This is a genomic window from Citrobacter sp. Cpo221 (genome assembly GCF_030332345.1).
Taxonomy (GTDB): domain Bacteria; phylum Pseudomonadota; class Gammaproteobacteria; order Enterobacterales; family Enterobacteriaceae; genus Citrobacter; species Citrobacter portucalensis.
In genome coordinates this window covers 144,508-157,605 of record NZ_JAOWIA010000033.1, presented here as the reverse complement: position 1 = coordinate 157,605, position 13,098 = coordinate 144,508, and the positions used below count along the sequence as shown (strand labels likewise).

Annotated in this window: 14 protein-coding genes; 11 read left to right on the top strand and 3 right to left on the bottom strand. The window is 52.1% G+C overall.

Annotated elements, in window-relative coordinates:
• Window positions 1-58: 58 nt before the first annotated feature.
• From ydgT to gstA, 11 genes are all read left to right on the top strand, one after another.
• Window positions 59-274 (top strand): transcription modulator YdgT, encoded by a 216-nt coding sequence (gene ydgT / locus OGY72_RS05290; RefSeq protein ID WP_003832804.1) that lies wholly within the window; start codon window positions 59-61, stop codon window positions 272-274.
• 91 nt (window positions 275-365) lie between these two features.
• Window positions 366-806: a DUF2569 domain-containing protein gene (locus OGY72_RS05285; protein ID WP_003832803.1), complete on the top strand. Its 441-nt coding sequence runs from the start codon at window positions 366-368 to the stop codon at window positions 804-806.
• Window positions 807-882: 76 nt separating this feature from the next.
• Window positions 883-1,464: an electron transport complex subunit RsxA gene (rsxA, locus tag OGY72_RS05280; protein WP_003029144.1), complete on the top strand. Its 582-nt coding sequence runs from the start codon at window positions 883-885 to the stop codon at window positions 1,462-1,464.
• The gene (gene rsxB, locus OGY72_RS05275) at window positions 1,464-2,042 is read left to right on the top strand and encodes an electron transport complex subunit RsxB (RefSeq protein WP_003832800.1); all 579 of its coding nucleotides are present in this window, start codon (window positions 1,464-1,466) and stop codon (window positions 2,040-2,042) included. Before rsxA ends, rsxB begins: the two co-directional genes overlap by 1 nt.
• A complete protein-coding gene (rsxC, locus tag OGY72_RS05270; protein ID WP_286547226.1) occupies window positions 2,035-4,152 on the top strand; it encodes an electron transport complex subunit RsxC in 2,118 nt (705 codons plus the stop codon). The genes rsxB and rsxC overlap by 8 nt, the downstream gene beginning before the upstream one ends.
• Window positions 4,153-5,205: an electron transport complex subunit RsxD gene (rsxD, locus tag OGY72_RS05265; protein ID WP_286547223.1), complete on the top strand. Its 1,053-nt coding sequence runs from the start codon at window positions 4,153-4,155 to the stop codon at window positions 5,203-5,205.
• Between the two features lie 9 nt (window positions 5,206-5,214).
• Entirely contained in the window at window positions 5,215-5,835 is a 621-nt protein-coding gene (gene rsxG, locus OGY72_RS05260) for an electron transport complex subunit RsxG (RefSeq protein WP_063941551.1), read from the top strand.
• Between the two features lie 2 nt (window positions 5,836-5,837).
• A complete protein-coding gene (locus OGY72_RS05255; protein WP_008784678.1) occupies window positions 5,838-6,530 on the top strand; it encodes an electron transport complex subunit E in 693 nt (230 codons plus the stop codon).
• Complete coding sequence (gene nth, locus OGY72_RS05250) at window positions 6,530-7,165, top strand: endonuclease III (RefSeq protein ID WP_003029161.1); 636 nt, start codon at window positions 6,530-6,532, stop codon at window positions 7,163-7,165. The genes OGY72_RS05255 and nth overlap by 1 nt, the downstream gene beginning before the upstream one ends.
• 613 nt (window positions 7,166-7,778) lie before the next feature.
• Window positions 7,779-9,284, top strand: coding sequence for a dipeptide/tripeptide permease DtpA (gene dtpA / locus OGY72_RS05245; protein ID WP_020996425.1), 1,506 nt, complete (start codon window positions 7,779-7,781; stop codon window positions 9,282-9,284).
• Between the two features lie 104 nt (window positions 9,285-9,388).
• A complete protein-coding gene (gstA, locus tag OGY72_RS05240) occupies window positions 9,389-9,994 on the top strand; it encodes a glutathione transferase GstA (RefSeq protein WP_003832787.1) in 606 nt (201 codons plus the stop codon).
• Window positions 9,995-10,077: 83 nt separating this feature from the next.
• Here gstA and pdxY read toward each other — a convergent pair whose 3' ends face one another.
• From pdxY to pdxH, 3 genes are all read right to left on the bottom strand, one after another.
• Window positions 10,078-10,938 (bottom strand): pyridoxal kinase PdxY, encoded by an 861-nt coding sequence (gene pdxY, locus OGY72_RS05235; RefSeq protein WP_003832785.1) that lies wholly within the window; start codon window positions 10,936-10,938, stop codon window positions 10,078-10,080.
• Between the two features lie 64 nt (window positions 10,939-11,002).
• Entirely contained in the window at window positions 11,003-12,277 is a 1,275-nt protein-coding gene (tyrS, locus tag OGY72_RS05230; protein WP_003029168.1) for a tyrosine--tRNA ligase, read from the bottom strand.
• Between the two features lie 126 nt (window positions 12,278-12,403).
• Window positions 12,404-13,060, bottom strand: a complete 657-nt coding sequence (gene pdxH / locus OGY72_RS05225; RefSeq protein WP_003029169.1) for a pyridoxamine 5'-phosphate oxidase — start codon at window positions 13,058-13,060, stop codon at window positions 12,404-12,406.
• Between the last annotated feature and the right edge of the window lie 38 nt (window positions 13,061-13,098).

Sequence of the window (13,098 nt, the reverse complement as noted above, 5' to 3'; positions counted from 1 at the left end):
GTTTATTTTTATATTTTCTACTCCGTTGGTATTATTTTATTAATATGGATCTGCATTTATGACTGTTCAGGATTACTTATTAAAATTCCGCAAAATCAGTTCACTCGAAAGTCTGGAAAAGCTGTTCGACCATCTAAACTACACGCTCACCGACGATAGCGACATCATCAATATGTACCGTGCCGCAGACCATCGCCGTGCGGAGCTTATATCCGGAGGCCGTCTGTTTGATGTTGGTCAGGTACCTAAATCAGTCTGGCATTACGTGCAATAAAGAAGAAAGTAGCGCTCAACGTTAAAAGCTTTATAATAATTGCCCCAAAATGAATGGCATGATTGATTGCGCGCGTAAACCTGGAGAAGAGATGACTACCACACCGGCACAACGTATCGGAGGCTGGCTACTTGGGCCACTGGCCTGGCTGTTAGTCGCGTTGTTGAGCGCTTCGCTGGCGTTATTACTTTATGTCACTGCGCTGGCTACACCGCAAACCTTCAAAACGCTGGGTGAGCAAAGTACGGCAAACTTGCTGTTATGGGGCGTCTCTTTTGTTACCGCGATCGCCATGTGGTATTACACACTGTGGCTGACGATTGCGTTTTTCAAACGCCGAGCCTGTGTGCCTAAGCATTACATTCTGTGGCTGCTGATCTCCGTGTTGCTGGCGATTAAAGCGTTTGCGTTTTCACCCGTTCCAGACGCTTTTGCCGTGCGCCAGCTGCTGTTCCCATTACTGGCCGCAGCACTGTTGGTGCCCTACTTCAAACGATCGCAGCGCGTTAAATCGACGTTTGTGAACCCGTAATAACCCTACAGTTAACCTGTTGTCGCCTGTTGTAGATTGTCAGATAATAGGCGGCTTTTTTATTTCAGGCCGAAAAATGACTGATTACCTGCTGCTGTTTGTCGGAACTGTACTGGTCAATAACTTTGTACTGGTCAAGTTTCTGGGCCTCTGCCCGTTTATGGGTGTTTCCAAAAAACTGGAAACCGCAATGGGTATGGGCCTTGCCACGACGTTTGTCATGACGCTGGCCTCCATTTGCGCATGGCTGATTGATACCTGGATCCTAATCCCGCTCAATCTCATCTATCTGCGCACGCTGGCTTTTATTCTGGTTATCGCCGTCGTCGTGCAGTTTACCGAAATGGTTGTGCGTAAAACCAGCCCTGCGCTGTACCGCCTGCTGGGGATCTTCCTACCGCTGATCACCACTAACTGCGCAGTGTTAGGTGTGGCGCTACTGAACATCAACCTCGGCCATAACTTTTTACAGTCGGCGCTATACGGTTTTTCCGCCGCCGTCGGCTTCTCGCTGGTGATGGTACTGTTCGCTGCGATCCGCGAACGCCTCGCCGTAGCGGATGTCCCAGCGCCGTTTCGCGGCAATGCGATTGCGCTGATTACTGCTGGTTTAATGTCATTGGCCTTTATGGGCTTTAGTGGTTTGGTGAAGTTGTAATGAATGCTATCTGGATTGCCGTTGCCGCAGTGAGTCTACTGGGTCTGGCGTTCGGCGCTATTTTGGGGTACGCCTCGCGACGTTTTGCCGTTGAAGATGATCCGGTCGTGGAGAAAATTGATGAAATTCTCCCGCAAAGCCAGTGTGGACAGTGCGGCTATCCGGGCTGTCATCCTTACGCTGAAGCGATAGGCTCTCAGGGTGAAAAAATTAACCGTTGCGCCCCCGGTGGCGAAGCGGTGATGTTAAAAATTGCCGCTCTGCTGAACGTCGACCCGCAACCTATTGATGGCGATGAACAAGACGTTACGCCGGTGCGAATGCTGGCGGTCATTGATGAAAATAACTGTATTGGGTGCACTAAGTGTATTCAGGCCTGCCCGGTCGATGCGATCGTGGGCGCGACCCGCTCCATGCACACGGTAATGAGCGATCTCTGCACCGGGTGCAACCTGTGCGTTGACCCGTGCCCGACGCAATGTATTGAATTACGCCCGGTAGCCGAGACACCCGATAGTTGGAAATGGGATTTAAACACCATCCCTGTGCGCATCATTCCCGTGGAACAACATGTTTAAGTTATTCTCTGCATTCAGAAAAAATAAAATCTGGGACTTTGATGGCGGCATTCATCCACCAGAAATGAAAACCCAGTCAAACGGAACGCCGTTGCGACAGGTTCCGCTGGCGCCGCGTTTCGTTATTCCGCTGAAACAACATATTGGTGCGGAGGGTGAACTGTGCGTAAACGTGGGTGACACCGTGCTGCGTGGTCAGGCATTAACCCGCGGACGTGGCAAAATGCTTCCAGTCCATGCACCAACATCAGGCACCGTTGTTGCCATTGCCCCGCACTCCACCGCGCATCCTTCGGCACTGGCTGAGTTGAGCGTCATCATAGACGCCGATGGCGAAGATCGCTGGATTGAGCGAGACGGCTGGACCGATTACCGCTCCCACAGCCGGGAAGAGCTTATTGCGCGTATTCATCAGTTCGGCGTCGCCGGACTGGGTGGCGCGGGTTTTCCCACCGGCGTTAAACTGCAGGGCGGCGGAGATAAAATTGAAACGCTGATCATTAACGCCGCCGAATGCGAGCCTTACATTACGGCAGATGACCGCCTGATGCAGGACTGCGCGGCGCAGGTCGTCGAAGGGATCCGCATCCTGGCGCACATTCTTCAGCCACGCGAGATCCTCCTGGGTATCGAAGATAACAAACCGCAGGCGATATCTATGCTGCGCGCGGTGCTGGCTGATTCACACGATATTAGCTTACGCGTGATCCCCACCAAGTACCCGTCCGGCGGGGCCAAGCAGTTAACACAAATCCTGACCGGCAAGCAGGTTCCCCACGGTGGACGCTCCTCAGATATCGGCGTGTTGATGCAAAACGTCGGAACCGCCTATGCAATTAAACGTGCAGTAATCGACGGAGAACCGATCACCGAACGTGTCGTGACGCTTACCGGTGAAGCCGTCAGCCGTCCGGGCAACGTCTGGGCGCGTTTAGGCACGCCGGTTCGTCATCTGCTCAACGATGCGGGCTTCTGCCCTTCCGCCGACCAGATGGTGATTATGGGCGGGCCGCTGATGGGCTTTACGCTGCCGTGGCTGGATGTCCCGGTGGTGAAGATAACCAACTGTCTTCTGGCACCCTCTGCCAGTGAAATGGGTGAAACACCGGAAGAGAAAGGCTGCATTCGCTGTAGCGCATGCGCCGATGCCTGTCCGGCGGATCTCCTGCCACAACAACTTTATTGGTTCAGTAAAGGGCAACAGCACGACAAGGCAACGGCCCATAATATCGCCGACTGCATTGAGTGCGGTGCCTGCGCCTGGGTATGCCCAAGCAATATTCCGCTGGTGCAATATTTCCGTCAGGAAAAAGCCGAGATTTACGCCATTAGCCAGGAAGAAAAACGCGCCGCTGAAGCGAAAGCTCGGTTTGAAGCCCGACAGGCGCGCCTTGAACGTGAAAAAGCAGCACGTCTTGAACGCCATAAGAGCGCCGCTGCTCAGCCGGCGGCCAAAGATCATGATGCCATTGCCGCCGCGCTGGCTCGTGTAAAAGAAAAGCAGGCTCAGGCGCTGCAGCCAGTGGTGATTCAGGCAGGCGAAAAACCTGACAATAGCGCAGTGATTGCCGTACGCGAGGCGCGTAAGGCGCAAGCTCGTGCCTCCCGTAAGGAAAATCCGCCACAAAGTGAAGGCAGCAGCACGGTTACAGACCCGCGTAAAGCCGCCGTGGAAGCGGCAATTGCCCGTGCCAAAGCCCGCAAACTTGAACAAGAACAGGTAACGGAAACGGCCGAACCGGCTGATCCGCGTAAAGCCGCCGTCGAAGCGGCAATTGCCCGCGCCAAAGCCCGTAAGCTCGAGCGGCAGACGATAACGGAAACAGCCGAGCCGGTTGATCCGCGTAAAGCCGCCGTGGAAGCGGCAATCGCCCGCGCCAAAGCCCGCAAACTTGAGCAAGAAGCGGTAACGGAAACGGCCGAACCGGTTGATCCGCGTAAAGCCGCCGTGGAAGCAGCAATCGCCCGCGCCAAGGCCCGCAAGCTCGAGCAGCAGGCGGTAGCTGAAACAGCCGAGCCGGTTGATCCACGTAAAGCCGCCGTCGCGGCCGCTATCGCACGCGCTCAGGCTAAGAAAGCCGCACAGCAGCAGGTTGTAAACGAGGAATAAATGGTATTCAGAATAGCAAGCTCCCCTTATACCCATAACCAGCGCCAGACATCGCGTATCATGATGCTGGTATTACTTGCTGCATTGCCGGGGATCGCCGCTCAGCTGTGGTTCTTTGGCTGGGGCACGTTGTTCCAGATAGTTCTCGCATCCATCAGCGCTATTGCTGCCGAAGCGGGTGTGCTTAAACTGCGTAAACAACCCATTGTGCCGATTTTAAAAGACAACTCTGCGTTACTCACCGGGTTGCTTTTGGCCGTCAGTATTCCGCCCCTCGCGCCATGGTGGATGGTGGTATTAGGCACGGTATTTGCGGTTATCATTGCGAAACAGCTGTATGGCGGGCTCGGGCAGAACCCGTTTAACCCTGCCATGATTGGTTATGTCGTGCTGCTCATCTCATTTCCGGTACAGATGACCAGTTGGCTTCCGCCGCATGAAATTGCGGCCACGGTGCCTGGTTTTTTTGACGCCCTGAACGTTATCTTTAACGGACATACCGCCAGCGGTGGGGATATGAATTCGCTGCGTATGGGCATCGATGGTATCAGTCAGGCAACGCCTCTTGATACCTTTAAGACATCCCTGCATGCAGGACGTACCGTTGAGCAGGTGATGCAATACCCGATCTACAGCGGCATGCTGGCAGGCGCTGGCTGGCAGTGGGTGAACCTTGCCTGGCTGGTGGGCGGTATCGTGCTGTTATGGCAAAAAGCGATTCGCTGGCATATCCCGGTTAGCTTCCTGCTGTCGCTCGCCGTTTGCGCCACTTTAGGTTGGATTTTTTCGCCAGACTCACTGGCATCGCCTCAGTTGCACTTGCTTTCCGGCGCGACGATGTTAGGTGCGTTCTTTATTCTTACCGATCCCGTTACGGCATCAACAACCAACCGTGGTCGTCTGATTTTTGGCGCGCTTGCGGGCCTGTTAGTGTGGTTGATACGCAGTTTTGGTGGTTATCCTGATGGCGTGGCTTTTGCCGTGTTGCTGGCAAATATCACGGTTCCCCTGATTGATTATTACACCCGCCCTCGCGTGTACGGACATCGCTAAGGACTACATATGCTGAAAACGATTCGTAAACACGGTATTACACTGGCGCTGTTTGCTGCGGGCTCAACGGGGTTAACCGCAGCAATCAATCAATTAACCAAGTCAACCATTGATGAACAGGCCGCGATACAGCAAAAAACGCTGTTCGATCAGGTTCTGCCTGGCGATCGCTACAATAATAACTTGTCTGAAAGTTGCTATCTGGTCGATGCACCGGCGTTGGGCAAAGGTACGCATCGCGTATATATTGCCCGCCAGGACGATCGCCCCGTTGCAGCAATTCTTGAAGCTACGGCGCCAGATGGTTATTCCGGAGCGATTCAACTACTGGTGGGTGTCGATTTCACGGGTACCGTGTTGGGTACGCGGGTTACCGAACACCATGAAACGCCGGGGCTGGGCGACAAAATCGAACTGCGACTGTCCGACTGGATCACCCATTTTAGCGGTAAAACAATCGCGGCGGGTAATGACTCTCACTGGGCAGTGAAAAAAGATGGCGGCGACTTTGACCAGTTTACTGGCGCAACCATTACACCCCGTGCGGTAGTTAACGCGGTTAAACGTGCCGGCCTGTATGCGCAGACACTGCCTGCGCAACTCCCTCAACTTAGCGCCTGTGGAGAATAACCATGAGCGAAATTAAAGACGTTATTGTCCAGGGGTTATGGAAAAATAACTCCGCGCTTGTGCAGCTACTCGGGATGTGTCCGCTGTTGGCCGTCACTTCTACCGCCACTAACGCGCTGGGTCTGGGACTTGCGACTACGCTCGTCCTGACGCTGACCAACCTGACAATTTCAGCCCTTCGCCGCTGGACACCGCCAGAAATCCGTATCCCGATTTATGTCATGATTATCGCCTCCGTGGTGAGTGCGGTACAGATGTTGATCAATGCCTACGCCTTCGGCCTGTATCAGTCTCTGGGCATCTTCATCCCGCTGATTGTAACCAACTGCATTGTTGTTGGCCGTGCAGAAGCCTTCGCCGCCAAAAAGGGCCCTGCGTTATCCGCACTCGATGGTTTCTCCATCGGCATGGGCGCAACCGGTGCCATGTTTGTTCTGGGTTCGCTGCGTGAAATAATTGGTAACGGTACACTGTTTGATGGCGCAGACGGTTTGTTGGGTAGCTGGGCCAAAGTCTTGCGCGTTGAGATCTTCCATACTGATACGCCGTTTCTGCTGGCCATGCTGCCACCGGGCGCGTTTATTGGCCTGGGTCTGATGCTGGCAGTGAAGTATCTGATTGATGAGAAAATGAAGAAACGTCGTGCCGAGGCAGCTGTCGTGGACAGTCCCGCGGGTGAAACAGGGAATGCGTAATGAACAAAGCAAAACGTCTGGAAATACTGACGCGCCTGCGGGATAACAACCCGCATCCGACAACCGAGCTTAATTTTACATCGCCGTTTGAACTGTTGATTTCGGTCTTACTCTCCGCACAAGCGACCGATGTCAGTGTCAATAAAGCGACGGCTAAGCTATATCCCGTCGCCAATACGCCTGCCGCGATGCTGGAGCTCGGTGTTGAAGGTGTTAAGTCCTACATCAAGACAATCGGTTTGTTTAACAGCAAAGCGGAAAACGTAATTAAAACCTGCCGCATTCTGCTGGAACAACATAATGGTGAAGTGCCTGAAGACCGTGCGGCGTTAGAAGCTCTCCCCGGAGTTGGGCGAAAGACAGCTAATGTGGTGTTAAATACCGCCTTTGGCTGGCCCACTATCGCTGTAGATACCCACATTTTTCGCGTCTGTAATCGCACGCAATTCGCCCCGGGTAAAAACGTCGAGCAGGTTGAAGAGAAGCTGCTGAAAGTCGTACCCAGTGAATTTAAAGTCGATTGCCATCACTGGTTAATTCTTCATGGTCGCTACACCTGCATCGCCAGAAAGCCGCGCTGTGGTTCCTGTATTATTGAAGATCTCTGCGAATTCAAAGAGAAAGTCGATATCTAATGCTGCCGGGGCATCCTCCTAGCCCCTTACATACATAACGATTAGTTATGCACTCCCTAGCGTTTATTTTCCCGACAATGATGCCATTCAATTGCTCATATCTAATGCAATATTCTTGTTAATTAACACCTGAGCAGGTTAATCGTTTTTTTAGCAAAAGAAATTTCTATCTATACGTGATCCAGATCATCCAGCTAACACAATGTTAATAAATTTTTATTTTTTAGTTAAGGTGACAATTAGATGACCTAACTGCACAGTTTCTAAACAAAACATTACACTGCCTATTTTTCAGATAATGGCCTATATCACTGGATTCAACCTTAAATAGCAGAACATATCGCCACATTGCGGTTCTGGCGGTGATTAAACAGTGTAAAAATCTGCCATTTTAGAAATGAAGAAATTTAACGCTAGATAACATTTCACGGTCCCGACGATTTCACCAGTCATGATATATGTAACAGATTATTACAAACCACTTGTCTGAATGGTCAAGATAGTGAACATTACTTGCCGTTTCCCCTCCCACTATAACAATCGGACGGATGAACTTGACTCATCACGTACCTGAACACCCCCGTTGATATGGGATGTAAAAAAAGAGGTAAAAGTGTCTACTGCAAACAATAAACCAACAGAAAGCGTAAGTTTAAACGCCTTCAAACAACCAAAAGCGTTCTATCTCATTTTCTCTATTGAGCTGTGGGAACGTTTTGGTTATTACGGCCTGCAAGGGATTATGGCCGTTTACCTGGTTAAACAGCTGGGTATGTCAGAAGCGGATTCCATCACCCTTTTCTCGTCCTTTAGCGCCCTGGTGTACGGTCTGGTTGCCATTGGCGGCTGGTTAGGTGATAAAGTTCTGGGAACAAAACGTGTCATTATGCTGGGTGCCGTTGTGCTGGCCATCGGTTATGCGTTGGTAGCATGGTCCGGTCACGATGCGGGTATCGTTTATATGGGCATGGCGGCCATCGCGGTCGGTAACGGCCTGTTTAAAGCAAACCCATCCTCCCTGCTCTCTACCTGCTATGCCAAAGATGACCCGCGTCTTGATGGTGCATTTACCATGTACTACATGTCCGTCAACATCGGTTCATTCTTCTCTATGCTGGCAACGCCGTGGTTAGCTGCGCGTTACGGCTGGAGCACCGCGTTCGCTCTGAGCGTCGTGGGTATGCTGATTACCGTTGTTAACTTCGCATTCTGTCAGCGCTGGGTTAAACAGTACGGTTCTAAACCTGACTTTGAACCGATCAACTTCCGTAACCTGCTGCTGACCATTGCTGGCGTTGTGGTACTGATCGCGATTGCAACCTGGTTGCTGCACAACCAGCAGATCGCACGTATGGTTCTGGGCGTCATTGCGCTGGGTATCGTTTTCATCTTCGGTAAAGAAGCCTTCACCATGCACGGTGCTGCGCGTCGTAAAATGATCGTCGCCTTCATCCTGATGCTGGAAGCGATTATCTTCTTCGTGCTGTACAGCCAGATGCCGACCTCGCTGAACTTCTTTGCGATTCGTAACGTTGAGCACTCTATTCTTGGCATTGCTTTCGAACCTGAACAGTACCAGGCACTGAACCCGTTCTGGATCATCATTGGTAGCCCAATCCTCGCCGCTATCTATAACAAAATGGGCGATACCCTGCCGATGCCGACCAAGTTTGCGATTGGTATGGTGCTGTGTTCCGGTGCATTCCTGATCCTGCCGCTGGGCGCGAAATTCGCTACCGATGCAGGCATCGTTTCCGTTAACTGGCTGATTATCTGCTACGGTCTGCAAAGTATCGGTGAGCTGATGATCTCCGGTCTGGGTCTGGCAATGGTGGCACAGTTGGTTCCGCAACGCCTGATGGGCTTCATCATGGGTAGCTGGTTCCTGACCACTGCCGGTGCAAACATCATCGGTGGCTACGTCGCTAACATGATGGCTGTACCAGAGAACGTGACTGACCCGCTGATGTCCCTTGAAGTCTACGGTCGTGTGTTCCTGCAGATTGGTGTCGCAACGGCTGTTATCGCTGTTCTGATGCTGCTGACGGCTCCGAAACTGAACCGTATGACTCAGGACGATGACGTCAATGAGAAAGCCTCTAAGGCCGCGACAGCGTAATTCTCAGGGAAACTCATTTTCAGGCCGCTAACTGTTGTTAGCGGCTTTTTTTTTGCCTGAGGTAGCACTACCATACGATATACCTCAGTCAAAAGGAGTTACCGATGAAACTGTTCTACAAACCGGGCGCATGTTCTCTCGCTTCCCACATCACACTTCGTGAGAGCGGTAAAGATTTCACGCTGGATGGTGTTGATCTGATGAAGAAACGTCTGGAAAATGGCGATGATTTTTTCGCGGTAAACCCAAAAGGGCAAGTTCCCGCACTGTTGCTGGATGACGGTACGCTACTTACCGAAGGTGTCGCCATCATGCAATACCTGGCGGACAGCGTGCCCGACCGCCAGCTCCTTGCCCCTACCAGCAGCCTCTCCCGTTACAAAACCATCGAATGGCTTAACTACATTGCGACAGAACTGCATAAAGGCTTTACGCCACTGTTCCGTCCCGATACGCCGGAAGACTTTAAGCCAACCGTTCGCGCGCTGCTGGAGAAAAAAATGCAGTATGTGAACGACTCGCTGAAAGATAACCAATGGATCTGCGGCCCGCGCTTCAGCATCGCCGATGCATATCTGTTTACCGTACTGCGTTGGGCCTATGCGGTTAAGCTGAATATGGCAGGATTAAGTAATATTGACGCCTATATGGCGCGAATGGCTGAACGCCCGGCGGTTGCTGCTGCGCTGAAAGCAGAAGGCTTAAATTAATTGTTGTTGCCGGGTGGCACTTGCACATACCCGGCCTACAGCTAAAAATATGCCCGATAAGCGTGAGCGCCATCGGGCATCGATTACAGCTGAGTTGCGCTAAAGTAGTGTTCAGGCTTGGCGATACGGTCCTGCGCGGCCACGACCTGTAGCTCATACTCGTGCATCTCTTTGGTAGTGATCATCACTTCGTACACCGCCGCAGTCACATGCTCAAGCGCCTGCTGTAAAGACGCGCCCTGCAGCAGTTTCACCAGTAACAAGCCACTCGTCACATCACCCACACCAACCGGTTGACGTGCGCCAAAATCGACTAACGGGCGACTGATATGCCACGCTTGTTCAGCGGTGACCAGCAGCATCTCGAAACGGTCGGTGCTGATACCTGCGCGTGCCAGATGCTTCACCAGTACAATTTCAGGTCCCTGAGCGATCAGTTCACGCGCTGCTGCAACGGCCTCACCGACATTATTCACCGCATGCTCGCACAGAATTTCGAGCTCAACCAGATTTGGGGCAATAATGTCACTGGCAGGAAGCGCATGGCGTACATGAAATTCCGCCACTCCGGGTGCGACGATACACCCCTTTTCAGGGTGTCCCATCACAGGATCGCAAAAGTATTTTGCCTGCGGGTTTGCCGCTTTTACTTTGCGAACAATACCCAGAATATGCTCGCCCTGTTCTGCTGAGCCAAGATAGCCGCTCAGTACTGCGTCACAGGTCTGGAGTTTATCAATATCAGCAATGCCCTGAACAATTTCAGTCAGGTGGCTCGGCGGCATAACGCAACCGGTCCATTTGCCATACTGCGTGTGGTTTGAAAACTGAACGGTATTCAGCGGCCAGACATTTGCGCCAAGACGACGCATCGGAAATTCTGCTGCACTATTGCCCGCATGACCAAAAACAACGTGGGACTGGATGGCGAGGATATTCTTCATTTTACTTACCACAACCCTGAAAAAATAAAGGGGCGTAGTTTCCCACGCCCCTGCTAACTCAATCTTACTTCCAGCAAATCAGACAATAGTTCTTCTTGCCACGGCGCAGTAAGGTATAGCGCCCGAACAGGATATCACTCTCCTGGAAGAAATATTCCGGATCGGACTGCTTCTCACCGTTGATGGTTACCGCGTTTGACGCAATGGTCTTACGTGCCTGACCGCGAGAAGGCTGCAGCTCAGAGTCCACCAGCGCCTGCATCAAATCGGCACCTTTGTCCATCTCGATCATCGGCACGCCATCCTGCGCCAGCTGTTCGAAATCTGCTTCACTCAAATCGCTGAGATTGCCGTTGAACAAGCTTTCGGTAATGCGTTTTGCCGCGACCAGACCTTCTTCACCGTGAACCAGACGAGTAACCTGTTCGGCCAGAACATACTGGGCACGCGGCGCTTTACCGCTGTTTTTATCTTCTTCTTCCAGCGCATTGATCTCTTCAATGTCCATGAAAGTGAAGAATTTCAGGAAGCGATAAACGTCCGCATCGGCGGTGTTGATCCAGAACTGGTAGAATTTATATGGACTGGTTTTCTTCGGATCCAGCCACACTGCGCCGCCTTCCGTCTTACCGAATTTGGTGCCGTCAGCTTTAGTAATCAGCGGAACGGTCAGACCAAACACCTGATTCTGGTGCAAACGACGGGTTAAATCGATACCCGAAGTAATGTTACCCCACTGATCAGAACCACCAATCTGCAGTGCCACGCCGTGCAGTTTGTTCAGGCAGGCAAAGTCATAACCCTGCAGCAGGTTGTAAGAAAACTCGGTAAAGGAGATCCCCTGATCGTCACGGTTCAGACGCTGCTTAACCGCTTCTTTGTTGATCATCTGGTTAACGGAGAAGTGTTTGCCGATATCGCGCAGGAAAGTCAGTACGTTCATACCGCCAAACCAGTCGTAGTTGTTCGCAGCAATCGCCGAGTTGTCGCCACAGTCGAAATCGAGGAACGGTGCAACCTGTTTGCGGATTTTATCCACCCACTCCTGCACGGTGTCTTCGGTATTCAGTTTACGCTCGGCGGCTTTAAAGCTCGGGTCACCAATCAGACCGGTTGCGCCACCTACCAGTGCAACAGGCTTATGGCCTGCCTGCTGGAAGCGTTTCAGGCATAACAATGGAACCAGATGCCCCAAATGCAAGCTGTCAGCGGTAGGATCGAAGCCGCAATAGAGCGCGATCGGGCCTTGCGCCAGTCGCTCTGCTAACGCTTCCTCGTCCGTCACCTGGGCCACCAGCCCCCGCTCTTGCAATTGTTTAATCAAGTTACTGCTTGCCATCAAAATCTCCATGTATAAAACGACTGCACCTTTGCCGGTACACGACTTTTCGCCTGATGCGAAAGAAACATAGAATAAAGCGCCGGATTGATCAGCACCAGCGCTTAAAACAAGAAATTTGCATCTTTAGGGGGCCAGGCGATCAATTTTCCACGCGTTATCTTCGCGTTGGTATAAAAAACGATCGTGCAGACGGTTTTCACCGCCCTGCCAGAACTCCATTTGTTCAATACTCACGCGAAAGCCGCCCCAGAAACTGGGCAGAGGAACTTCCCCTTGCTGAAACTTCTGCTTCAGTTCGAGGAATTTGCTTTCGAGAATACCGCGCGCGGAGATCCGACTGGATTGTTTTGAGACCCAGGCGCCAATCTGACTGTCGCGTGGGCGACTGTGGAAGTATTTCACCACTTCGAGTGTGGAAAGACGCTCTGCCTTGCCGATCACCATCACCTGCCGTTCCAGCGTATGCCAGGGAAATAAAAGGCTGATGCGTGGATTTTTCTCGATCTGATGCGCCTTACGGCTGCCAAGGTTGGTATAGAACACCAACCCTTTGTCATCATAATGTTTGAGTAACACGATACGCTGATAAGGCTGGCCATTTTCATCAACGGTCGCAACGACCATTGCGGTGGGATCGGCCAGTTTGGCATCACAGGCTTGCCCCAGCCAGCGCTCAAACAGCGCAAGGGGTTCGGCGGGAAGATCGCGGCGGCGAAGACCGCCTTTCGTGTATTCACGGCGCAGATGCGCGATTTGCTGCAATTCGTCGTTATCAGACATGATGTTTGGCTACGGATTGTCAGTGGGTGACGCTATTG

What these genes read in the sequence shown, in the direction of transcription:
- ydgT (WP_003832804.1), top strand. Translation starts at nt 59, where the DNA reads ATGACTGTTCAGGATTACTTATTAAAATTCCGCAAAATCAGTTCACTC.
- OGY72_RS05285 (WP_003832803.1), top strand. Translation starts at nt 366, where the DNA reads ATGACTACCACACCGGCACAACGTATCGGAGGCTGGCTACTTGGGCCA.
- rsxA (WP_003029144.1), top strand. Translation starts at nt 883, where the DNA reads ATGACTGATTACCTGCTGCTGTTTGTCGGAACTGTACTGGTCAATAAC.
- rsxB (WP_003832800.1), top strand. Translation starts at nt 1,464, where the DNA reads ATGAATGCTATCTGGATTGCCGTTGCCGCAGTGAGTCTACTGGGTCTG.
- rsxC (WP_286547226.1), top strand. Translation starts at nt 2,035, where the DNA reads ATGTTTAAGTTATTCTCTGCATTCAGAAAAAATAAAATCTGGGACTTT.
- rsxD (WP_286547223.1), top strand. Translation starts at nt 4,153, where the DNA reads ATGGTATTCAGAATAGCAAGCTCCCCTTATACCCATAACCAGCGCCAG.
- rsxG (WP_063941551.1), top strand. Translation starts at nt 5,215, where the DNA reads ATGCTGAAAACGATTCGTAAACACGGTATTACACTGGCGCTGTTTGCT.
- OGY72_RS05255 (WP_008784678.1), top strand. Translation starts at nt 5,838, where the DNA reads ATGAGCGAAATTAAAGACGTTATTGTCCAGGGGTTATGGAAAAATAAC.
- nth (WP_003029161.1), top strand. Translation starts at nt 6,530, where the DNA reads ATGAACAAAGCAAAACGTCTGGAAATACTGACGCGCCTGCGGGATAAC.
- gstA (WP_003832787.1), top strand. Translation starts at nt 9,389, where the DNA reads ATGAAACTGTTCTACAAACCGGGCGCATGTTCTCTCGCTTCCCACATC.
- pdxY (WP_003832785.1), bottom strand. Translation starts at nt 10,938, where the DNA reads ATGAAGAATATCCTCGCCATCCAGTCCCACGTTGTTTTTGGTCATGCG.
- tyrS (WP_003029168.1), bottom strand. Translation starts at nt 12,277, where the DNA reads ATGGCAAGCAGTAACTTGATTAAACAATTGCAAGAGCGGGGGCTGGTG.
- pdxH (WP_003029169.1), bottom strand. Translation starts at nt 13,060, where the DNA reads ATGTCTGATAACGACGAATTGCAGCAAATCGCGCATCTGCGCCGTGAA.